This is a genomic window from Bacillus sp. FJAT-27251 (assembly GCF_001273925.1).
Classification (GTDB): domain Bacteria; phylum Bacillota; class Bacilli; order Bacillales; family Cytobacillaceae; genus Mesobacillus_B.
Map to the genome: position 1 here is coordinate 1815171 of NZ_LIGG01000001.1, position 22133 is coordinate 1837303.

General features: G+C 45.6%; 20 protein-coding genes. 14 read left to right on the forward strand and 6 right to left on the reverse strand.

The genetic code is table 11. The features are described 5' to 3' along the window. Window positions 1–27 precede the first annotated feature (27 nt). Both ADU22_RS08565 and mnhG read left to right on the forward strand, forming a co-directional pair. Window positions 28–276: a Na(+)/H(+) antiporter subunit F1 gene (locus tag ADU22_RS08565; RefSeq protein WP_053364508.1), complete on the forward strand. Its 249-nt coding sequence runs from the start codon at window positions 28–30 to the stop codon at window positions 274–276. Next, window positions 254–610, forward strand: coding sequence for a monovalent cation/H(+) antiporter subunit G (gene mnhG / locus ADU22_RS08570; RefSeq protein ID WP_053361769.1), 357 nt, complete (start codon window positions 254–256; stop codon window positions 608–610). The genes ADU22_RS08565 and mnhG overlap by 23 nt, the downstream gene beginning before the upstream one ends. A 60-nt stretch (window positions 611–670) precedes the next feature. On the opposite strand, the gene ADU22_RS08575 is transcribed toward mnhG, so the two are convergent. After that, a complete protein-coding gene (locus tag ADU22_RS08575) occupies window positions 671–1270 on the reverse strand; it encodes a DUF3939 domain-containing protein (RefSeq protein ID WP_053361770.1) in 600 nt (199 codons plus the stop codon). Between the two features lie 275 nt (window positions 1271–1545). Between ADU22_RS08575 and ADU22_RS08580 the strand changes: the two genes are divergently transcribed. Together ADU22_RS08580 and ADU22_RS08585 are read left to right on the forward strand one after the other, a co-directional pair. Next, complete coding sequence (locus ADU22_RS08580; protein WP_053361771.1) at window positions 1546–1905, forward strand: hypothetical protein; 360 nt, start codon at window positions 1546–1548, stop codon at window positions 1903–1905. 139 nt (window positions 1906–2044) lie between these two features. Beyond that, a complete protein-coding gene (locus tag ADU22_RS08585) occupies window positions 2045–3889 on the forward strand; it encodes a TIGR04190 family B12-binding domain/radical SAM domain protein (protein WP_231687856.1) in 1845 nt (614 codons plus the stop codon). 109 nt (window positions 3890–3998) lie between these two features. Here the strand turns inward: ADU22_RS08585 and ADU22_RS08590 are convergent, their stop codons facing one another. The 4 genes from ADU22_RS08590 to ADU22_RS08605 all read right to left on the reverse strand — a co-directional run bounded on the left by ADU22_RS08590 (window position 3999) and on the right by ADU22_RS08605 (window position 8671). Further along, window positions 3999–5375, reverse strand: a complete 1377-nt coding sequence (locus ADU22_RS08590) for a hemolysin family protein (protein ID WP_053361772.1) — start codon at window positions 5373–5375, stop codon at window positions 3999–4001. Between the two features lie 349 nt (window positions 5376–5724). Beyond that, entirely contained in the window at window positions 5725–6276 is a 552-nt protein-coding gene (locus ADU22_RS08595; protein WP_053361773.1) for a GNAT family N-acetyltransferase, read from the reverse strand. Window positions 6277–6531: 255 nt separating this feature from the next. Beyond that, window positions 6532–7662 (reverse strand): histidine kinase N-terminal domain-containing protein, encoded by a 1131-nt coding sequence (locus ADU22_RS08600; RefSeq protein WP_053361774.1) that lies wholly within the window; start codon window positions 7660–7662, stop codon window positions 6532–6534. 127 nt (window positions 7663–7789) lie between these two features. Further along, window positions 7790–8671 (reverse strand): cation diffusion facilitator family transporter, encoded by an 882-nt coding sequence (locus tag ADU22_RS08605; RefSeq protein WP_053361775.1) that lies wholly within the window; start codon window positions 8669–8671, stop codon window positions 7790–7792. Window positions 8672–9019: 348 nt separating this feature from the next. On the opposite strand from ADU22_RS08605, the gene ADU22_RS08610 reads away from it, so the two are divergent. From ADU22_RS08610 to fumC, 9 genes are all read left to right on the forward strand, one after another. Further along, on the forward strand, window positions 9020–9244 hold the full coding sequence (locus ADU22_RS08610; protein WP_053361776.1) for a FeoA family protein: 225 nt from the start codon (window positions 9020–9022) through the stop codon (window positions 9242–9244). Then, a complete protein-coding gene (gene feoB / locus ADU22_RS08615) occupies window positions 9244–11256 on the forward strand; it encodes a ferrous iron transport protein B (RefSeq protein WP_053361777.1) in 2013 nt (670 codons plus the stop codon). The genes ADU22_RS08610 and feoB overlap by 1 nt, the downstream gene beginning before the upstream one ends. A gap of 16 nt (window positions 11257–11272) precedes the next feature. Then, window positions 11273–11437: a FeoB-associated Cys-rich membrane protein gene (locus ADU22_RS08620; RefSeq protein ID WP_053361778.1), complete on the forward strand. Its 165-nt coding sequence runs from the start codon at window positions 11273–11275 to the stop codon at window positions 11435–11437. A gap of 651 nt (window positions 11438–12088) precedes the next feature. Next, a complete protein-coding gene (locus ADU22_RS08625; protein WP_053361779.1) occupies window positions 12089–12550 on the forward strand; it encodes a helix-turn-helix transcriptional regulator in 462 nt (153 codons plus the stop codon). A gap of 261 nt (window positions 12551–12811) precedes the next feature. After that, on the forward strand, window positions 12812–15232 hold the full coding sequence (locus tag ADU22_RS08630) for a transglycosylase domain-containing protein (protein WP_069187964.1): 2421 nt from the start codon (window positions 12812–12814) through the stop codon (window positions 15230–15232). A 121-nt stretch (window positions 15233–15353) separates the two neighbouring features. Continuing rightward, window positions 15354–15479 (forward strand): hypothetical protein, encoded by a 126-nt coding sequence (locus tag ADU22_RS25395; RefSeq protein ID WP_286132267.1) that lies wholly within the window; start codon window positions 15354–15356, stop codon window positions 15477–15479. A 202-nt stretch (window positions 15480–15681) separates the two neighbouring features. Then, window positions 15682–17436, forward strand: coding sequence for an ABC transporter ATP-binding protein (locus tag ADU22_RS08635; RefSeq protein ID WP_053361780.1), 1755 nt, complete (start codon window positions 15682–15684; stop codon window positions 17434–17436). Next, window positions 17433–19175: an ABC transporter ATP-binding protein gene (locus tag ADU22_RS08640; RefSeq protein ID WP_053361781.1), complete on the forward strand. Its 1743-nt coding sequence runs from the start codon at window positions 17433–17435 to the stop codon at window positions 19173–19175. Before ADU22_RS08635 ends, ADU22_RS08640 begins: the two co-directional genes overlap by 4 nt. A gap of 738 nt (window positions 19176–19913) precedes the next feature. Beyond that, a complete protein-coding gene (fumC, locus tag ADU22_RS08645) occupies window positions 19914–21287 on the forward strand; it encodes a class II fumarate hydratase (RefSeq protein WP_053361782.1) in 1374 nt (457 codons plus the stop codon). 68 nt (window positions 21288–21355) lie between these two features. Here fumC and ADU22_RS08650 read toward each other — a convergent pair whose 3' ends face one another. After that, window positions 21356–21556 (reverse strand): alpha/beta-type small acid-soluble spore protein, encoded by a 201-nt coding sequence (locus tag ADU22_RS08650; protein ID WP_053361783.1) that lies wholly within the window; start codon window positions 21554–21556, stop codon window positions 21356–21358. 288 nt (window positions 21557–21844) lie between these two features. On the opposite strand from ADU22_RS08650, the gene ADU22_RS08655 reads away from it, so the two are divergent. Then, the gene (locus ADU22_RS08655) at window positions 21845–22087 is read left to right on the forward strand and encodes a hypothetical protein (protein WP_053361784.1); all 243 of its coding nucleotides are present in this window, start codon (window positions 21845–21847) and stop codon (window positions 22085–22087) included. Window positions 22088–22133 lie beyond the last annotated feature (46 nt).

Consider the following 22133-nt stretch of genomic DNA (forward strand, 5'->3'; position numbering starts at 1 on the left):
TTAATATTGTTTACGGCGCTGGTTTTTATGACTCTTTCCATTCTGGCCACCATTTACCGCCTGGTTAAGGGGCCGTCAGTGTCGGATCGTGTGCAGGCTTTGGATTCAATCGGCATCAACTTGATCTCAGGAGTGGCCGTCACCTCGGTCCTGCTTCGGACAACCGCCTTTTTTGAAGTTATTTTGCTGATTGGGATCCTTTCTTTTATTGGAACAATCGCTTTTGCCAGATTCCTGGAAAGGGGTGTTGTCATTGAACATAAACGATCTAAGTGAAATCATTCCAGCTTTACTTATATTGGCAGGGACAATCATGAGCTTTTTGAGTGCCGTTGGATTAGTCAGGCTGCCCGATGTGTATACGCGGTCGCATGCGGCTTCCAAAAGTGCGACATTGGGCGTGTTATTTACGTTGGTGGGCACCCTTTTCTTTTTCGTTATCACTCAAGGAATATTTAGTATCAGGCTGCTGTTGGGTATTTTCTTTGTTTTCCTGACTGCTCCTGTTTCCGCGCACCTTATTTGCCGCAGTGCCTACCGGTCCAACGTGAAGCTTACGGAGACAAGCGTTATGGATACGCTTAAGGATGCCTTAAGAGAGGGCAAATGATTTTGCATCCGAAAAAAGACAGTGGTTGGCATCACTGTCTTTTTTGCTGTATACGGGCTTTTATTCTCCTGCATGTTTCCTGGAAGGCCTATGATGGCTGACCAGGCCATCATAGCTGGTGATGTACAATTCAATCTCAGGCATGGAATCAAGATATTGTCCGTGGAGGAGCTGGTAATAATTCACCCTTCGAAGCGGGTCATAAGGAAGCATGGGGTATTTCTTTTGCTCTTTAACATATAAGTCAACGGCCCTTTGTACAATATCCATCATGGGAGGGATATCTTTTTCATGTTCCGGGAATACTTCGTAGGTTTCCTTCGACATGTAAAATGGTTTGGCTGGTATTCCCCCAAGAATGGGGGCGAGCTGCTGGAAGTCAATTTGATTGTCTTCTGTGACAAGGATGGTTCGATAGACGCCCTTAGGTAGATTTTCAGAGTAGGTTCGGATGGCCTTGGCGACCTCCTCGATTGATGGGTCTATGATAGGCCAGGTTTGTGACTGGGGACAATTTTTCCTGATGGGTTTTTCAGCTTTTACCGCCTTTTCTTTATTGGAGTGCCTAAGGTATTTAAATAATATGATATAGATGACCAATCCGCCAATCAACAMCCCCGCCAGCGCAAAAGCAGGATGAAAGCCGAAGAGGGGATCCACAGTTTGTTACCTCCTTATAGTCGGCCTTACACGTAAGGCCGGCAAGTTATTTTCCTAATTTCATTATAATTTAAAAATGAACTCAATGACAGCATCATCGGTTTAATTGTCCAAAAATTCAATCAAAATTAATGCTCGAGTCTTGTACGAGTGTGGAGAAAACGTGACAGTTTTCCGAAAGGGTATGCTTTGATGGATATTGTCTTGTTTTTGTAACATATACAATAGGGGAGTGGTGTTAAAATAAGCGTAAACAAGCAAACGGGGAGCGAACGATGGATAATAAATTAAACCAGCTAGTTGAATCACTCGCGGAATTGAAAGAGATGATGGATGTCATGGGGGCCAAAGTGGAAAAGATTGAAAAACGCCTGGACAGGCTTKGGAAGGTAGACAGCATTGAGCACCGGGTGACCTCCAACCAAATTGACATAACCGACATAAAGGAAGCGCTGGAACGGATGGAAGAAATGCAAAGCGCCAAGATTGAACACTTCCTGAAAGAAGTGGTCAAAGACCTCGATGAGAAAAACACGCATGAATTTAAAAACCTTCATAAAAGGCTTGATTCGCATTTGGTGAAGCTTGGCAGAGTGGAAGAGGAAATGTTAATGATAAAAGAAGAAAAAGGATGAACAAGGCTGCTGCAGCAGCCTTTTTTTCATCCTTTTTCTGTTACACAAAAAATTCAAATATGGCTGGTGTTCACAAAATCGTTGTCATTCCTGGAAAAAATGTACTTAAAAGAAGTTATATTTAGGGTGTAATTATTTAGTGAATTTATTGATAAAACATAATCCCGAGGTGATTTCCTTGAAATACGATTTAGTATTGCTCCATGCCCCAAGTGTTTATGACTTTCGGAAAAATCCATTGCTTGCCGGACCAATCAGCGATGTGGTTCCGTCTTCCCCTGTCTTTGAAATGTATCCTATCGGACTGACAAGCATAGCAGAATATTTGGAACGGAACGGAATGCGGGTGAGGATCATTAATCTTGCGAACCGGATGCTTATGGATGAAAACTTCGATGTAGAGAAAAAATTAAAGAAAATAAAAACAAGGGCTTTTGGAATTGATTTGCACTGGCTGCCGCATGCCCACGGAAGCATTGAGGTGGCAAGAATCGTCAAACAGCTTCATCCCGAAACCCCAGTTGTTTTCGGCGGGCTATCGGCCACCTATTACCATCGGGAGTTGATTCAGTATCCTGAGATTGATTTTGTCATGAGGGGGGATGCGACTGAAAAATTGATGCTCCAATTAATGAACCAGATGAAATCGGGCACTTCCCAATTTGGTGGCATCCCAAATCTCACATGGAGGAACGCGGACGGTCAGGCCGTTTGCAATCCGCTGACACATGTGCCTGACAATCTCGATGAATTTGATATTCCGGGATACCGGTATGCGATAAAATCAGTCTTCAAGTACAAGAACTTTCTTGACCCGCTTCCTTATAATGGGTGGCTCCAGTACCCCAATACAGCCATTCTCACGGCAAAGGGGTGTACGCAGAGCTGCCTGATTTGCGGAGGTTCCAAGCAGAGCTACAAGGATAATTGCAACCGGAAGGGGCTGGCGCTGAGATCGCCGAAAAAATTGGTGGAAGATATACAATTCATACAGCGTTTCAGCAGGGCTCCGATCTTTATCCTTCATGACATCCGCCAGGCAGGCAGACAGTATGTGGATGAATTCCTTGAGAGGCTCGGCGCCATCAATCTTAAAAATGAACTGGTATTTGAACTTTTTCAATACGCCAATGAAAGTTTTTTTGAAAAGATTTCCCGGGTAGTACCCAAATACAGCATTGAGCTGACATTGGAAACGCATGATGAAAAAATCCGCCGGTACAACGGAAAATTCAATTGTACAAACGATAAGGTTATTGAAACACTGAAATCCGCACTAAAGCATAAATGTTCCAAAATTGATATTTTCTTTATGTCCGGCATCCCCCATCAGGATTATCCCAGTGTTCTGAAGAATGTCGACTTCTGTGAGCAAATCCATCTGGCTTGCGGGGAGGACAAGCGGCTTTCTTACTTCATTGCTCCGCTAGCCCCGTTTCTTGACCCAGCCAGCCCGGCCTTTGAGAATCCCGAAAAGTATGGGTACAAGAAGCTATGCCATACCATTGAAGACCATCGCCGGCAAATTACCCAGCCTTCCTGGAAATACATGCTAAGCTTTGAGACGGATTATATGACCAGGGATGAAATCGTCCATTCAACCTATGATGCGGCAAAGCTCCTGAATGATTTTAAGCTGAAGTACAACCTTATTGATAAAAAAACCTATAACGAAGTTAATAAAAATATGGAAAAATCGCTTGTTTATATTGAAAAAATAGACCGGATCATGGAACTTCCGGAAGAGGAAAAAGCAATTGGGCTCTTAATGCTCAAAGAGGAAATGGAAAATGTGAATGAATACAGTATCTGCGGCAAGCATGAACTGAAGTGGGAAGTGAAAAAAAATTATGCGAATTTCCTTTCCCTGACAGCAATTGGCCTGGAGCTTCTTGCTACCGATATTGCCGTTAATCTCAAACAGAAATATAAAGAGTCGATGCAATGGATCGGCAAGAAGAAAGTGAGCAAAAACCTAAATTAGCATCCAGTCCCAGCTATGCCTGAAGCGGCATTCATCATTGGGGCACTCCGCTTATCCCCAAAGAAAAAAACACTGCATCCTATAAAGTGCAGTGTTTTTTTCTGTATTTTTATGAGACGGCTTCCGTTTTTGTCATGGCAAAGGTCTCGTCGCGATTTTCCGGGGATGCCAGTTCAAAGTTCCGGTCGGGAAGTTCTTGTTTCGTTACTTCGAGGTATTTGATATGATGCTCTTCCATCTCCAGAATTTTAAATGAATAATTCGCAAAATCAATCACGTCGCCTTGTTTTACATCGAAGTTTTCCGTAAGGATCCAGCCCCCGACTGTATCGAAATCTCCTTCTTCCACTTCGATTCCCAAAAGCTCATTGAGCTCGGTGACAAGGTATTTGGCGTCAATGATATAGTGGCCTTCATTCATCTTTTGGACGGTTGGAACCTCATCCATATCGAATTCGTCGCGGATCTCTCCGACAATTTCCTCAAGGATATCCTCTACAGTCACTAGTCCGGAGGTGCCGCCGTACTCATCCATTAAAATCGCCATGTGGATACGGTCTTTTTGCATTTTTACAAGCAGGTCATGGATGGCGATTGTATCGATGACTCGTATAATCGGGCGGCTGTAATCCTTAAGGGCCCTTCCTTTGATGTCCGGGTTGGCAATTAAATCGGTCATTACCTCTTTCAGGTTGACCAGCCCGATGATATGGTCCTTATCTCCATCAATAACAGGATAGCGTGTGAACTTTTCTTCTTTGACGATATCCAGAAAAGCTCCGATTGTATCATCTTGGGACATGGAAATAATCTCGGTGCGCGGAACCATGATTTCCTTCGCGATCCGGTTATCAAATTCAAATATTTTATTCACATACTTAAACTCTGATTGGTTGATTTCGCCACTTTTCAAGCTTTCAGAAAGAATGATGCGAAGTTCTTCTTCCGAATGGGCAAGTTCATGCTCCGACACAGGCTTCAGCCCAATGGAACGGATGAGGATCCGTGCTGAACCATTCAGCAGCCAGATGAAAGGAAACATGAGCTTATAAAACCAGAGAAGCGGGCGTGCAGCCAGCAGTGTAACGGTTTCTGCCTTTTGGATGGCGAGCGCCTTGGGAGCGAGCTCGCCGGCAACGACATGCAGAAAGGTAATGAAGATGAAAGCAATGCCGACAGAAAGGACCGTGCTTGCCGATTCAAGGAACCCATATCTGGAGAATATGGGCCTTAAGAGGCTTGCGACTGCCGATTCCCCCAGCCAGCCGATGCCCAAAGCGGTAACAGTGATCCCAAGCTGGCACGCCGAAAGGTATTCATCCAGGTTTGAAATGACCTTTTTTGCCGCCACAGCGCTTCTGCTGCCTTCTTCAATTAACTGGTCGATTCGGGAACTTCTCACTTTCACAATCGCAAATTCTGAAACAACAAAAAATGCTGTAAAAGCAATTAAAATGGCAATCCATACCAAGTTTAATATGTCCAAATAGATTCCCTTAGCCTGTAAATCTCTACAGGTAAGGAGTCACCTCCTGATAAACTAAAAATTGAGTTTGCCGCGCAAACACTAATTTTGGTTTCTTAAATTTTTATAGATTGGTAAACAGCATTCTGAATCCAGCGCTTAAAATCCAATAAAGCAAACAAACGACGCCCAAACAGCGGCTGTTAGTAAAACGATACGATAGATTGCCCCATCATATCACCTCAGCTTATCAAATTTAACTTTAATTATATCACAGTGAACGTAATTTAAGTTAATAATATCCTATGAAGAAGATACATAGTATATGAGGCTTTCGAGAAAAATTTGCCTGGAAAAAATTCCATTCCTATTAAACAGCCCTGTTGGCCCATTCACGTGAAAGCATTCCATATACAACGAGGTCATGAAAAGTGCCGTAGAGGTTTTCGCCGTCCCTGATCCAGCCTTCTTGCATAAAGCCCAGGCGTTCAGGTATTGCCCTGCTTTTTTTATTGCCCGCCCCGCAGCGGATTTCCACCCTGTTCAAATTCAGGTCATGAAAAGCGTGATTCAGGACAGCTTGGACGGAGCGCGTCATAATGCCTTTTCCTTGTGCATTTAGAGCCAGGTAATATCCAATGCTGCTCTGTGAATTCCGCCAATCAATCTGATGCAAGCTAATTGTGCCAGCAAGATGGCCTTTATAGCGGATGCCTGCATTAAACCCATTATTGTCGGCAAACTGCTTGAGCCACATCGGAATGATCGATTGGTAGTCCGCGGGTGAGGTCATATTGTCTACCCAAGGGAGCCACTCACGCAAATAAATTCGGTTGGTATCAATGAGCCAATACAGTTCGGCCGCATGGTGGGGCTGAAACAGCTGAAGCTCGATTTCATGGTCGACCCTTAAAGCAAACATTTTAATTCCTCCCCTAATTACCCTTTGTTTTTTTATTTTATTTCCAGGTCCGGCTTAAGTTTCATTCCAAAAGCCCTTGCCATTTCCGCAAGGGCTTTTTTACAGGATAAGAAAGTATAAAGTTTCTGCACTTAGATAACTGTCTAGCTCCAGCGCTTGTCGGGGCTGAGCACTAAGGGAAGCTTCTAAGAATAAGCTCCACAGGAACAATCCGCTTTTAGATTGTTCCGAAGGCGCTTGCGCTTTTCTTGTGTCTTAATCATCATCCTCGGCCAACGGCAGAAGGATGATGAACTCTGTCCTGTCATGCCTGGAGGAGCAGGCAAGGATGCCTTTATGTTTCTCGATGATTTCCCTGCAGACGAATAGGCCCAGCCCAGTGCCAAGTTTCTTCGTTGTCACAAACGGTTCAAATATGGATTTAAGCATATGGTCGGGGATGGCGGGTCCGTTATTGGCTATTTCCAATTTAATATGTGTGTCGTTGACATTGCGTGATTTGATTTCAATTCTTGGGTCGTCCCTGTATTGGCTCAATACATCGATGGCATTGAAGACAATATTGATCAGCACTTGCCTGATTTCATCGGCATATCCGTTTAGCTCCAATTCCCCGGGAGTATCCTTCATCACCTTTACTTTTGCATCAAGGATGCTTGGATAGAGGAAAGCGAGCACTTCGTCAATCATCTGGTTAAGCGAAAAATGGGTTTTCTCCTTTCCAATCAGTTCCTTCTTTGAAAGAAGCAAGAATTGGGAAATGCGAAAGTTAAGCTGGTCCAGTTCGTTTTTAATAATATCTAGGTATTTCATGTCAGGGTGGTCCGCCCTCAGCAGCTGGATAAAGCCTTGAATGGACGTGAGCGGGTTCCTGAATTCATGGATGAAACTGGAGGTCATTTGGCCAAGAAGGGTTAGCCGGTCTTTATGGGTCGAGTTGATGAATTCGGTCTTTTCCTCGATGATCTTATCCTTGTGCTCTGAGTAATATGATACGGCATGATAAAGAAACTGGTCAAAACAGTAATTGATCCTGTTTATGGACTCCTGCAGCTGCTCCCAGTCAAGCCTCAGTTTTTGCAGGTTCGCATAAATGATGGACCTGCCCAGATTGACATTGTAGACAAAATCCCCAATATTAATGTTGGCTTTCAGGCGTTCTTCGCCAATCTGAATGGCGAGCCTTTTGATGAACGGCTCCAGTTCATCATCACTTTTCGAAAAGATTTCCAAAATTATGTTAATCATATCCTGGGCATTCGAATTTATTTTATGTTTGTACGGATCATCAGCAGCGACAATCACTTTGCTGTTCCAGTCGGCTACCAGTAGCTCTTTTTGCGATTCAAGAAAATCGGACAATCTTTTTTGGGTTACTGCTTGCATTTGTGGTTTCCCTCACTTTGCCTAATCGGTCCTTATTCTAATTCTTCCAAATTGCAAAAAATCCTTTGTCGAATTTTGGGAAGAACTGTAGAATCATAAAAAAACCGCCAGGAAAATTACCTGGCAGTTAATTGTTTTTGTCGACGGAAAAGGGTTCGATGTGAATGGTGGCATTCTGTACCCTGCATTCCTTCTCCAGTCTTACTTCAATTCTTTCACTGATTTCATGGCTTTTAATAACAGTCAAATCCGGATCTACCCGTATGGTTGCCTCCACCCAAATTTGGTTGCCGTGCATCCTCGCTTTTAGGTCGGTAACTTCGTGGACGCCGGGAATGTCGGTGACAGTCTTTTTTATATTTTCAAGTGAATGTACATCAAAGCCATCTGTAAGAGTATGGGAAGCCTCCAGGAAAATCTGCCAGGCAGTCTTGCAGATGATGATACCGACTACGATGCCGGCAATCGTATCGATGAAAGGAATGCCAAACTGGGCACCCATTATGCCAATAAAGGCCCCTATGCTTACCAGGGCGTCCGACCGGTTATCATACGCAACGGCTTTAATGCTTGAACTGTTTATCCTTCGGCCTAAATTTAAATTGTACCGGTAGACACCATACATGGCTGCTGAACAGGCGATGGCCACCCACGCAGCCACAATGTCTGGTGCTTCTCCGTGGGAGTTGAAAATCGAACGGATTCCTTCCAGGATGACTTGTAATCCGACGGTAACCATAATAAAGGCCGCAACGAGCGAGGCAATCGACTCTGCCCGGTAGTGCCCATATAAATGGTTTTGGTCAGCAGGCTTTCGGGATATCCTCAGGCCGATGAGAACCGCCACTGAAGCTACAATATCAGTTGAGTTGTTAAGTCCGTCAGCCCAAAGACCTTCGGAATTCCATACGCTTCCAGCTGTGAGCTTTACGGCAGCAAGAATTAAATAAGCGCCTATGCTTAGCCAGGCTCCTCTTTCCCCTGCTTTAATCTGTTCGCTCCTATCCATATTGATTCCTCCATCAGTTGTATGTACATATCAAGCCTATCAAAGCAAAGTTATGTGGGCCTACACAAACACTGTCTTATGGGGCAAACAGCGTTGCATAAATGCATCGATCAGAACAATAGAGTTTATTTTTCACCTTTCATTTCTTCTTCATACCCAAATTCCCCGTGAATAATGAACGAATTGACAGTTGATTGGGCAGCTTGGAGGTTATGTCAAAATAATGGAGATTGCGGGTATTATCATTTTCAGGGCCGAAAAGTGTGATGAAAGTCACATGAGTAAATCCTAAAATTTGGTTAAATAAAGATAATCATTCTCAATTATAAAGCATGAAAGGTGATTAAAATGCTTGGGCAATTGAATGTTGGAGAAAAGGGCCGAATAAAGGATATTTCAGGAACGGACCGGCTTGTTCGCAGAAGGCTTCTTGATTTGGGCATATCTGTAGGATCCGAAGTCTGCATAAAGTGTTCCATGCCGTTTGGCGGTCCGGTGATGGTGGAATCCTGTGGACAATGCATCGCCATCCGGAGGAAAGAAGCACTCAGGATTGAAGTGGAGAGAATATAATGGATATTGCCTTAATCGGGAATCCCAATACAGGAAAAACATCCTTGTTTAACCATTTGACAGGTTCTTATGAATATGTCGGAAACTGGAGTGGAGTGACAGTTGAAAAAAAGGTAGGCATTGTCAAACAGAAAAGTGCCCAATTGATTGATCTGCCCGGAGTGTATTCCCTGAATCCGCTGTCAAGGGATGAGGGAGTCGTGACCCGTTTTCTTTTGCAAGACCATTTCGATGCGCTTCTGAATATACTGGATGCTTCACAGCTGAGGAGGAACCTCCACTTAACGATCCAGCTGCTGGAGTTTGGCGCGCCAATGGTGATTGGACTCAATATGATGGATGTCGCCCAAATGCGCGGGATAGAAATTGACCTTCCTGAATTGTCAAAGTTGCTGGGATCTCCTGTTGTACCGGTTGTAGCCCGTACAGGCAAAGGGTGCGAAGCCCTTGCCGAACTGATGACTGGCCAGCATGTCAAGCTCTCGCACAATTTGCTGGTCGACTATGGCAGAGTGGTCGAACAATCCATTTGCGAGTTCGAGTCCCTTTTGGGAGACATGAATGCGGGAATGCCGGCAAGATGGCTTGCCTTGCAGCTGTTTGAGGGAAATCAGGATGTGAGAGCGGTTCTTGCCCCCCTCCTGGGAGAAAGGGAGCTGGATGGCTTTATTGAGGCTGCTGCTTCCCGGCTGAAGGACGGCGGGGGTGGGGATTCATTGGAACAGCATATATACCGGATACGGAATGAATATATTGAAGGAATCGTGGAAGCTGTGACTATTGGACCGGGTGGTACAGCAAGGATGCCGCTATCCGAACGGATTGACCGGATTGTGACCAATAAGGTGCTCGGAATCCCAATTTTCCTTACGATGATGTACCTGATGTTCATGCTTACATTTGATTGGCTTGGCTTTCCGCTGTCTGATGCACTGGATGCGGTCATTGCCGGCCCGGTGACCTCGGCTTTAAGCGCAGGCCTGTCGGCATTCGGAGTATCGGAATTCATTCGCTCCCTTGTCCTTGACGGCATTGTAGCAGGAGTTGGCGGAGTGCTTGTTTTTGTTCCCCAAATTTTCATTTTATTCTTTTTTATCTCTCTCCTCGAGGATTCGGGCTATATGGCGAGGGTTGCGCTTGTAATGGACCGCTTGATGGAACTGGTTGGCCTGAACGGGAAAGCCTTCATTCCAATGATGATAGGGTTCGGGTGCAACGTTCCTGGTGTAATGGCTGCCAGGACAATTGAAACGGCCAAGGAAAGGCTGCTGACAATTTTGCTGACCCCGCTCATGTCGTGTTCAGCACGCCTTCCGGTCTACGCTTTGTTTGTAGGAATGTTCTTTTTGGAACATAAGGCGCTGGTTGTCTTGAGTCTGTATGTTCTCGGAGTAGCCATCGCTTTGATCCTTGCAAAACTCCTTTCCAAAACTATCCTAAGGGGGCAAACATCCTTGTTTGTCATTGAACTGCCTCCATATCGGCTGCCGCGCATGAAGGCTCTATGGCGAAGTACCTGGGATAAAGGAAAAGGATTCATCAAAAAGGCCGGAACATTTATTTTTGCGGGATCGGTTTTGATTTGGCTGCTTTCCTATACGGGACCCGGCGGGATTGGAGCTTCAATGGATGACAGCTATCTCGCCGTGATTGGCGGGTTCTTCGCACCGCTGTTCGCCCCGGTGGGTTTTGGTACCTGGCAGGCAGGGGCCTCGCTTTTGACAGGATTCCTGGCAAAAGAGGCTATCATCTCCACGATGAATATCATTTACTATGTTCCAGACGAAGCGACTCTGCAAGGATTGCTGTCACAATACTATACACCTCTTGCAGCCTACAGCTTTATGGCATTCATTCTTCTTTACATCCCATGTCTGGCAACAGTGGCCACAATCTATAAGGAAACACAGTCAAAAAAATGGACGGCCTTTTCGATGGGATATGCCCTGGCAATTGCCTATCTGTTGGCATTTGCCATCTACCAGGGAGGAAAGCTGATTGGACTTGGATAGGAAGGAGAATTGAGGGATGCTGGCTAATCTCGTTATCGGCGCAGCCATATTTGGGTATGCGGGCTGGGCCCTATACCGGTTCATTAAAAAGTCGGGCAAGGGAAAATGTGCTGCCTGTGCAATCGAGAACTCATGCAGCGGCAAAGCTTGTGGACCATCTGGCGATATCAATGATAAATAACCAGGAGGGAGGGGGAAAGTCCCCTCCTAAATGTCATCTATGAATGTTAAATGGAAATAAGTCGTCAAATTCTCCATGAATTTGCGAATATCGCTCTTTAATCGATGATTACGATTTAATCTCGTGTTATTTTGCTAATAATCCTTGGATATTTTGTGGCTTTTTGTCATGTTATACCTGTGCGGGGTTGCAAATAATGCGAGTACTAGCATTAAGTATACATTTAATGCTGGTAAGGGTTAATATAATGCTGGTTAGACACGATTTAATGCTGGTAAGTTTAGAGATAATGCCAGTACCAGGTTTATAGCAGCAAATTTAATGCCAGTACTAGTATTAAATCGACCAACTTTCGATGTTTAAACCGAGTACTAGCATTAAATTGAATAGACACCTCACCCCGATACAGTAAAGTGTTAACAAACTAAACGGTGCCTGACCCCCACTACAGTAGAGTGTTAAAGAACTAAATGGAGCCTGCACCTTACTATGTTAACGAAGTGGGGGCAGGTCTTTTTGGTTTTGGCAATGTTTTAAAATTTTGTTCTTTCAGTCGAGGCAGATATTTTAGACAAAATAGGTGGATTGTTTGAAAAACCAGGAAAAAAGGTGTAATATTACACTAAAATACGATCGAGGGACTGACGAAAGATGATGAGGGAAGAAGTCATTGCCAAAGTGTCGGAAAAGGTGAGGATGGTCAGGACGGAAGCAGGCTATACACAAGACAAAATGGCTGATATCATCGGAGTCTCGAAAAAGACGCTGGTACAGATTGAAAAAGGGCGGATTTATGCAAGCTGGTCTACAGTCGTGGCCATTTGTGCGCTGTTCAGGGAAACGGAAACCATCCAGTTCATACTGGGGAATGATCCCCTCGAAGTGCTGGAAACAATCGCGCATGAAGGCGGGGATTACCGGAAGGCAAAGACATTGGGAGGAAGAATGTGGTGGCGGGAGCTGGCCAGGGAGAACGGTTATGTCCTTCAGCAGAATTTGCTGAGCCAGCACTATCGGATCCTTGATCATGACCACTTCAGGATTTACAGCAGTTTTAGTGAGCAGGAAAGCAAGGAGCGCTTTGCGGAACTCTCGAGCGGGTACTCGCGATAAGGAAATTATAAAAGAATGTATCTCTTAATTCAGGCTGCCGGAAAAACCGGCAGTCTTTTATTTTGCTGCCGTGAACGTATAAAGCAGTGCATAGCAGCCATTCCCAATGGAGGTTTACTGGATTGCTTGGCTGCTGTTTTTATCTGAAGAAAAGTTGGGTATAGGAAAAGGTCTGGCCAAGACAAGTATTTAATAAAGGTTGGGATGCAGTTGAATCATTCATTCATCACTAGATTTATCAGAGGCTGGAGAAGATTCCATATGAATCAGGTGCTGGTATTATCCATTTCCACTGCAGTACTGGCTTTTTTAAGTTTTTTTCATGTGTATTCGGAAGGGGCCGACGTCAGTGCCTTAAATGATGAACTTTCGCACTCGACTGTCATCTATGATTACAAAGGAGATGTGGCCAGTAAGATTTCAGCCAATAAACAGGAAGGGGTCCCCTTTGACGATATCCCCGAACATATCGTAAATGCGGTCCTCGCCATTGAAGACCACCGCTTTTATGAACATGGCGGCGTTGATTACCAGGGGATTGCCCGCGCGTTATATAAAAATATTAAAGCGGGCGGTGTCGTGGAGGGAGGCAGTACGATAACCCAGCAATTAACGAAAAACGCACTTTTAACTTCTGAAAAAACGTTTGAGCGCAAGTTCGAGGAATTTTTCCTTGCCAGGGAAATTGAAAAACAATACACGAAAGATGAAATTTTGCAGATGTATCTGAACAGGATTTATTTTGGGAATGGGTCCTATGGCATCAAGCGGGCAGCAATGGGTTACTTTGGCAAGGATCTGAAGGATGTAACGATCAGTGAGGCTGCCGTGCTTGCTGGTTTGATTAAAGCTCCATCCGCTCTGGATCCTTTTAAAAACTATGATGGGGCAATGGAACGCCGGGATGTTGTCCTGCACATGATGCACCAGCATGGCTTCATTACAGAGGAAGAAAAAAATGCGGCTTTGGAAGAGGAAATCGAGCTTAATGAACAGGGGGGAGACCCGTTAAGAGGGAAATATCCTTCCTACGTCAATCATGTAATCGATGAAGCCATTCAGGAATACGGGCTGACACAGGACGAAGTTCTTACTGGAGGCTACCGGATTTATACTGAGCTTGATGTGAACATGCAGACTGCCCTCGAAGATACATACAGCAAGGATGAATTGTTTCCGGAAGGCACGGAAAAACAGCAAGTCCAGAGCGGAGCTGTGTTGCTTGATCCAAAGACAGGCGGTGTCAGGGCGCTTATCGGCGGCAGGGGAGAGCGGGTTTTCCGTGGCTATAACCGCGCCACAAAGCTGAAAGCCCAGCCTGGATCCATCATGAAACCAATTACCGTCGCGGCACCTGCCCTGGAGGAAGGGTGGAATGTCACAGACTTGCTCGAGGACGAAGAAACCGACTTTAACGGTTATAAACCAAACAACTACAATGGAAAATTCGGCGGGGATGTCCCGATGCATGAAGCGATGAAGCGTTCCCTGAATGTGCCTTTTGTCTGGCTCCTGGATGAAATCGGGGTAGCCAAAGGGATGGAGGCAACCGAGAAGTTCGGAATCCCACTCCAAAAAGAGGACCGGAATCTTGCAATTGCGCTGGGAGGGTTCAGCACGGGTGTATCTCCATTACAGATGGCTTCCGCCTACTCCGCTTTTGCCAACAATGGAGTCAGGCCGGAGCAGCATGCTATCACTAGAATTGAAGATTCTCAAGGAAATGTGATTGCTGAATGGAAGGAAGAGAAGACAGAAGTCATTTCCAAAGAAGTGACAGACAAAATCAATTCCATGCTCCTGAATGTGGTAGAAGAAGGCACAGGAAGAGGAGCACGCTTCCCTGACAGGGAACTCGCCGGGAAAACGGGATCCACACAGGTTCCGATTGAAGGTATACGCGGAACCAAGGACCAGTGGTTTGTCGGCTACACCCCCCAGCTGGTTGGCGCCGTATGGGTAGGATATGACAAGACCGATTCCGAACACTACCTGACCACTACGAGCAGCGAAGGCGCAGCAAAAGTATTCAAGGATTTCATGACGGGGGCCTTGAAGGATGTTGAACCAGCTTCTTTTAATGTTCCTTCCATAGACGAGTATGAAAAGCAAGAATCCAAAAAAAAACTAAAGGATAAGGATAAAAAAGAACCTGAACAAAACGGCCGCGCTGCAAAGGAAAAGAAAGTGGAAACTGTGAGCCAGGCAAAGAAGCAAGACCAAAAAAAACCGGAACCAGCACCTAAACAAGAAGCAGCCGAACCGGTGAAAAAATCTAATAAAGCGGAAGCACAGCCGGTAAAAAAAGCGGAGGCTTCCAAAAAAACTGAACCAGTTAAAAAGGGGAATTCCGGTAAAGAGAAAGAACCTGATAACAAGGCAGGGAAACCCGCGGAGAAAGGCGCCGAAAAAACACCTGAAGCAAACGATGGACAGGATGGCGAAGCCAAAGCCCCCAAAAAAGCTGAACAGCAGAAAGCCGCTCCAGAGCAAAAAGACGGCCAAGGCAGCAGTGATCAAAAAACAGTAAAAGAAAAAGAAAAGAAAGAGCCCCAAAAGGAAGACACCCCCCCGCCTCATGGCGACGGGGAGAAAAAAGATGAAGCTGAAAATCCACCCGATGATGGTAAGCAACCCGAAGAGCCGGTGGATGATGACACAGATGAACAGACCAAAGACTAGCCTTATAAAGGTGTGCCGTTTCCAAGATGCGGCACACTCTTTTTTATTAATTTTCAGAAAAGTGTCGAAATATGATACTCTTTGGAATTATTAAAAAACCAATTGACTGACAGGGGGAACGGTGCTAAGCTATCTAAGCGAAGAAAAAATTACCAAATCAAGGGAGGGCTGCAAAATGATTGGACTTCTGTCACTGCCGTTTTTATTCAACTTCATTACAGTAGCCTGCCCTGAATGTCCGGCATGAACATTTGCTGATCTCGGGGGCATAGGCTGCATTTAAGCATGCCTGTGTGCCTTTTCTCTTGCCTGTAAAAGACATATCGCGCCTGCGGTATGTCTTTTTTGTTCCCTGAATTTGGATAGGTTCATTCTGCGCTCATGTCTTTGTGATAGAGGAAAGGGCATGCAAGGCATTCATCACGATGTTTAGTAAAGGAGTGAAATAGATGTTAACAGTTGTTAAAAAACTGGGTTGGTTTTTTAAGGAAAATTGGAAGCGGTACAGTGTTGCCATTTTTTTGCTGGTCTTCGTGGGCATTCTGGATGTTATGCCCCCCAAGCTGATTGGCATGGCAATCGACGAAATGCATCATGGGACAATATCATCATCGGGCCTTCTCAATTATCTGGTCTGGCTGCTGCTTATAACAGCCGTTTCCTATGTGATCACCTATGTTTGGATGTATCAGCTATTTGGAGGTGCTTTCCTGATTGAGCGGAAGCTGCGGTCGCGCTTTATGAAGCATTTGCTGAAAATGACGCCCACTTTTTTTGAAAAGAATCGCACCGGAGATTTAATGGCTCTTGCGACCAATGACTTAAAAGCCATATCCATTACGGCGGGGTTTGGAATTCTTACCCTGATTGATTCAAGCGTCTTTATGCTTACCATCATCCTTACCATGGGTTTCCTGGTCAGCTGGAAACTAACACTTGCCGCCATCTTGCCCCTGCCCATCATGGCCTTGCTGATGAACCTTTACGGCAAAAGAATCCATGCCCGTTTTATCCAGGCGCAGGATTCCTTTGGAGAATTGAATGATAAAGTGCTGGAATCAGTGGCTGGAGTCAGGGTCATCCGGGCTTTTGTCCAGGAAGAGGCAGACCAGCGCCGCTTTCATGACATGACAGAGGATGTCTTTGAAAAGAATTTGAAAGTTGCTGCCATAGATTCCTTATTTGACCCGACGATTAAAATCCTCGTAGGATTGAGCTATTTGATTGGCCTTGGATATGGAGCCCACCTGGTTTTTGGGCAGCAGATCACGATTGGAAGCCTCGTATCCTTTAATGTCTATCTCGGAATGCTTATATGGCCAATGTTTGCTGTCGGGGAATTAATCAATGTCATGCAGCGGGGCAATGCCTCGCTCGACCGCCTTCTGGAAACACTTAGCTATAAAGAGGATGTTCGGGATCCAGCCACTCCGCTGAAGCTTGATTCACCAGAACAGGTTGATTTCGCGGGCTATACCTTCTCGTATCCATTGTCCAAAAGTGTCAACCTGGATAAGATAAAGCTTCACCTAAAACGGGGGGAGACTTTAGGGATTACTGGAAAGACCGGAAGCGGCAAAACCACCTTTGTAAGGCAGCTGCTAAGGGAATATCCTCAGGGGGATGGAAAACTGCTTGTTTCAGGAGTAGAACTGGAGAAGCAGCCGCTCCAGCAGACAAGACAGTGGATAGGGTATGTACCCCAGGAAAATATCTTGTTCTCCAGGTCGGTAAAAGAAAATATTATGTTCGGTCATCGCCAGGCATCAAATGAAGAACTGGAGAGAGCAATTGACCTTGCTGCTTTACGAACCGATCTGGAGCGTCTGCCGGAAGGTCTTGATACCCTGGTTGGAGAAAAAGGGATTGCCCTGTCCGGGGGCCAAAAGCAGAGGATATCGATTGCCCGCGCCTTAATCAAGAACCCTGAAATCCTGATATTGGATGATTCGCTATCCGCTGTTGATGCAAAAACCGAGAAAATGATTATTGATAATATCCGCCGTGAACGGCAAGGAAAAACAACCATTATTACTACCCACCGGATGTCTGCCGTTCGGCATGCCGATTATATCATTGTGCTGGATAACGGGCGGATTGTCGAAGAAGGCACGCATGAACAACTGCTCGCAGCTGCTGGATGGTACAACGAACAGCATGCCAGGCAGCAGGCACAAGGATTGGGAGAGGAGGTATTGTTATGAGTACAGGAAGAAGATTGCTCGGATATGCTTTTCTCTATAAAAAAATCATTATAGGTGCCCTTGTGATGCTGGCTGTTGCGGTAACAGCGGATTTGGCAGGCCCGTTTGTCGCCAAGAAAATAATCGATGACTATATCATCGCCGGAGGAAAAGACCCGGATATGTCAGCCATCCTCAAGCTGCTGGCCCTTTATTTCGGATTGGTTGTGCTTGCGTCCTTTTTCCAATATGGGCAAGGCTACATGCTGAAAAAATCCGCCAACCGGGTTATTCAACAGCTCCGGGAAGATGTGTTCCGCCAAATACAGCGGCTTCCAATCCAGTACTTTGACAATCTCCCTGCAGGAAAAGTAGTTGCCCGGATTACAAATGATACGGAGGCCATCCGTGAGCTGTATGTAACGGTCCTTTCGACTTTTTTTACAAGCGCGATTTATATCACGGGGATTTATATTGCGTTATTCATCCTTAGTCCCAAGCTTGCAGTCGGGTGTCTGCTGCTCCTGCCTATTCTATATTTATGGATGATTCTATATCGAAGGTATGCATCCAAATACAATCACTTTATCAGGTCCAGGGTAAGCGACATTAATGCGATGATGAATGAATCCATCCAGGGGATGAGCATTATTCAGGCCTTTGCCCGTGAAAAAGAAACTAAGAACGAATTCGAAAGGCTGAATACGGAGCATTTCAGCTATCAAAACAAATTGCTAAGCCTGAATTCCCTCACTTCCCACAATCTTGTTGGGGTCTTGAGGAATCTGGTCTTCGTCGCTTTTATCTGGTATTTTGGCGGGGAGGCGATTGAAGCTTCTTCTGCCATTTCAATTGGAATGCTCTATGCTTTTGTTGACTATATTAATCGTCTGTTCAATCCTGTTCAGGGAATCGTCAACCAGTTTGCCAATCTGGAACAGGCGCTTGTTGCAGGAGAGCGGGTTTTTAAGCTTATGGACGAAAAAGGAATCGACGTCAGCCAGGAAGAAATGCCGCGTTACCAGGGAAATGTATCCTTTAGGGGAGTGTCATTCGGTTATAAAGAAAATGATTATATCCTAAAGGATATTACATTTGAAGCGAAGAAGGGAGAGACAGTTGCCCTTGTGGGTCACACAGGTTCCGGCAAAAGTTCCATTATGAACTTGCTTTTCCGCTTTTATGAATGCCAGGAAGGCTGCATCTTGATTGATGGCCAAAATATAAAGGAGATACCCCGCCAGACATTAAGAAAGCATATGGGTATTGTCCTTCAGGACCCCTATTTGTTCACAGGCACGATTGCCTCCAATATCACCCTTGGTGATCCCGCGATTTCGAGGGAGAAGATGGAACAGGCATTGAAAAGTGTAGGAGGGGATTTGGTACTTGAAAATTTGGAAAAGGGTTTCGATGAACCCGTTATCGAGAAAGGAAGCACATTATCGAGCGGACAGCGCCAGCTTATTTCCTTTGCCCGGGCGCTGGCTTTTGACCCGGCAATCCTTATCCTTGATGAAGCAACCTCCAGTATTGACACGGAAACAGAGACAGTCATCCAGGAGGCGATGGAGGTTCTGAAAAAGGGCAGGACGACATTTATTATTGCGCACCGATTGTCCACAATCCGCACCGCCGACCAAATCATTGTACTTGACCGCGGACAAATTGTTGAAAAAGGAAGCCATGACGAATTGATGGAGCAAAAAGGGAAGTATTTTCAAATGTACCAGCTCCAGCAAGGATCGATGGCAGGATAAGATAGTGAGCGCATTTTGACTCCCGGGTGATTTCACGGAATTGTCACACAACGTTTCGTTTTTGTTCATACAGACTCCGTTTTCCTATGGTACTTTTAAGGCAGCAAATAACTTAAAAGGAGGATACGGAAATGGAAGAGTTCACTGTAACCCTCAGTATCGCCAGCATGATGGTCCTGATTTACTTTATCAGCTATACAATAGGCAAACGCGCCTAGAAAGAGCCGACTTTTAGCCCGGCTCTTTTTGCTTTTGGGGCTAGATGCGCATGAAATAACTGGCGAGTTTTTGTGTGTGGGGCTGATTCGGACAAGGCGTGGCCCGGCAAGCGTGAAGGAGTCCGAATGGAAGCTTGATTCGGATAGGCCGGGGGGCGCCAAGGCAGATCGAGTCCGAATGAGAGCATGATTCGGACAGGCTGGGGCTCTCCAAGGCAGATCGAGTCTGAATGAGAGCATGATTCGGACAGGCTGGGGCGCGCCAAGCGAGAAGGAGTCCGAATGTTGGCTTGATTCGGACAAGCCGAGGCCCGACAAGGCAGATTGAGTCCGAATGCAAGCTACATTCGGACAGGAAACACCTCCAATCCCAAATCAAGTCCGAATTCCAAGCCAAGCTCTCCCACCACATTCCAAAAATCTCCCTTCCTGGTTTTGAAGTCGTCTTGCTGTGAAAGACTGTTAAAAGGCGTTATCATAATTAATGGGAATAGTCTAAAAACAACCAGGAGGGATATGAATGGCAGATTTTCGGGTTGAGAGGGATACCTTGGGAGAAGTAAGGGTTCCGGCAGAAAAGTACTGGGGAGCACAGACTCAAAGAAGCAGGGAAAACTTCAGGATTGGCACTGAAACGATGCCGCTGGAACTGGTATACGCGTTCGCCCGTATAAAAAAGGCGGCCGCCGTTGTGAACGGCAAGCTTGGAAAGCTCTCCGAAGCAAAGAAGAATGCTATCTCACAGGCATGTGATGAAATCCTGGAAGGCAAATTTGACAGCCATTTTCCGCTCGTAGTGTGGCAGACCGGAAGCGGCACCCAATCCAATATGAACGTGAATGAAGTCGTTGCTCGGAGGGCTAATGAAATTCTGGGAAAAGCAAGTGAACAAGTCCATCCGAATGACGATGTGAACATGTCCCAAAGTTCGAATGATACTTTTCCGACAGCGATGCACATCGCGGCTGTACAGGAACTTACAGGCAGATTGCTGCCAGCCTTGCAGCAGCTGAAAAGCACGCTTAAATTAAAAGAAGAGTCGTACTCGGAAATCATAAAAATTGGCCGCACCCATCTTCAGGATGCCACGCCGCTGACGCTCGGGCAGGAAATCAGCGGCTGGAGGGCCATGCTTGAGAAAGACACCAAAATGATCGCCGATGCACTGGCTTATCTTCAGGACCTTGCCATCGGCGGGACTGCGGTTGGAACTGGAATCAATGCAGACAAGGAATTTGGCAATCTGGTCGCCAGCGAAATTTCCAGGCAGACAAACCTGGAGTTCCATTCCGCGCCAAACAAATTCCAAGCGCTCACATCGCATGATGAACTTGTCCACATGCATGGTGCCTTGAAGGCGCTGGGGGCTGACTTGATGAAAATCGCCAATGATGTCCGCTGGCTGGCAAGCGGACCCAGAAGCGGGATTGGCGAGTTGAAAATCCCAGCCAATGAACCAGGGAGCTCCATTATGCCTGGAAAGGTGAATCCGACTCAAAGTGAAGCCCTGACGATGGTTGCCTGCCAGGTCTTTGGAAATGATGCCACAATTGGCTTCGCAGCAAGCCAGGGAAACTTTGAATTGAATGTGTTTAAACCGGTGATTATCTATAATTTCCTTCAAAGTGTCAGGCTGCTTGCAGATGGCATGAGGAGCTTTGATGAGAAATGCATAGTAGGACTGGAACCGGACCTGGAAGCAATCTCAGCCCATCTTGACCGGTCACTCATGCTCGTTACCGCTCTGAATCCCCATATTGGGTATGAAAAAGCGGCAGAAATCGCGAAGCTCGCTTTTAACGAAAACCTGAGCCTGAAGGAAGCGGCTTTAAAGACTGGGTATGTGACAGAAGAGGAATATTCCGAATGGGTGAAGCCTGAGAAAATGATTTGACGATTGAAAGCCCCCTTCAAAAGAAGGGGGCTTAGCCATTGTATAATTTAATTTTTTTAGTTACCTAATTAGCGCTGGAAGCCGCTAAGCTGTTGTTGAGCCATGCTTACAAGACGCTTAGTGATTTCTCCACCAACAGAACCGTTAGCGCGGGAAGTAGTCTCAGCACCAAGATTTACTCCAAATTCTGTAGCGATTTCATACTTCATTTGTTCAAGAGCTTGCTCAACACCAGGAACCAATAATTGATTTGAATTGTTGTTCGGCATTAATGTTTCCTCCTTTGTGTTTTCACTTGTTGTATTTTGGTGGGTCAGAATGGATTTGAACCATTAAATGACTAACTCGCCATTGCTCCTGCCTAACCCGAAGTATGAAGGCTTGCTGTCCCTTGATAAAGCTTGTTTTGTTTTGTTGTTAAGCATAGTATGGATTTATTTTTAAGGTTTATTCTTATGTTTTTAAAGGGAATTGTTTCCTGAAGGAGGGGGTTGAATAGAGAACTCTGCCTGCGACGCAAACTAGGAATACAACGCTTTTACCAGGGGGGAATAAAAATGGGAATGTGCCCGCTGTGCAACAATTTTCGCGATGTGGATGTCCAGTGTCCCAATTGCGGGACGGAAATGGAGAACAAAGGGCGAGAAGCAGAGTATTACGATGATTATAGTCCATATATGCCAATTGACCAAATGAAGCTGGAGGATGGCTACCCAAGCGACTATAAAAACGGGGAGTGCCCTCATGTTTTTGCCTGCCAAAAATGTGGCAGCGATCAAGTCATCATGATAAAAGAGTGAAAAAGCTCCAGCACTGGAAAAAGTGCTGGAGCTTTTGAAATTATGG

Bases quoted from the DNA above. Each gene is read 5' to 3' on its own strand.
- ADU22_RS08605 (WP_053361775.1), bottom strand. From the start codon at position 8,671: ATGGATAGGAGCGAACAGATTAAAGCAGGGGAAAGAGGAGCCTGGCTA.
- ADU22_RS08565 (WP_053364508.1), top strand. From the start codon at position 28: ATGACTCTTTCCATTCTGGCCACCATTTACCGCCTGGTTAAGGGGCCG.
- ADU22_RS08625 (WP_053361779.1), top strand. From the start codon at position 12,089: ATGATGAGGGAAGAAGTCATTGCCAAAGTGTCGGAAAAGGTGAGGATG.
- ADU22_RS08655 (WP_053361784.1), top strand. From the start codon at position 21,845: ATGGGAATGTGCCCGCTGTGCAACAATTTTCGCGATGTGGATGTCCAG.
- ADU22_RS08640 (WP_053361781.1), top strand. From the start codon at position 17,433: ATGAGTACAGGAAGAAGATTGCTCGGATATGCTTTTCTCTATAAAAAA.
- ADU22_RS08610 (WP_053361776.1), top strand. From the start codon at position 9,020: ATGCTTGGGCAATTGAATGTTGGAGAAAAGGGCCGAATAAAGGATATT.
- ADU22_RS08620 (WP_053361778.1), top strand. From the start codon at position 11,273: ATGCTGGCTAATCTCGTTATCGGCGCAGCCATATTTGGGTATGCGGGC.
- ADU22_RS08650 (WP_053361783.1), bottom strand. From the start codon at position 21,556: ATGCCGAACAACAATTCAAATCAATTATTGGTTCCTGGTGTTGAGCAA.
- ADU22_RS08630 (WP_069187964.1), top strand. From the start codon at position 12,812: ATGAATCAGGTGCTGGTATTATCCATTTCCACTGCAGTACTGGCTTTT.
- ADU22_RS08595 (WP_053361773.1), bottom strand. From the start codon at position 6,276: ATGTTTGCTTTAAGGGTCGACCATGAAATCGAGCTTCAGCTGTTTCAG.
- fumC (WP_053361782.1), top strand. From the start codon at position 19,914: ATGGCAGATTTTCGGGTTGAGAGGGATACCTTGGGAGAAGTAAGGGTT.
- ADU22_RS08635 (WP_053361780.1), top strand. From the start codon at position 15,682: ATGTTAACAGTTGTTAAAAAACTGGGTTGGTTTTTTAAGGAAAATTGG.
- feoB (WP_053361777.1), top strand. From the start codon at position 9,244: ATGGATATTGCCTTAATCGGGAATCCCAATACAGGAAAAACATCCTTG.
- ADU22_RS08600 (WP_053361774.1), bottom strand. From the start codon at position 7,662: ATGCAAGCAGTAACCCAAAAAAGATTGTCCGATTTTCTTGAATCGCAA.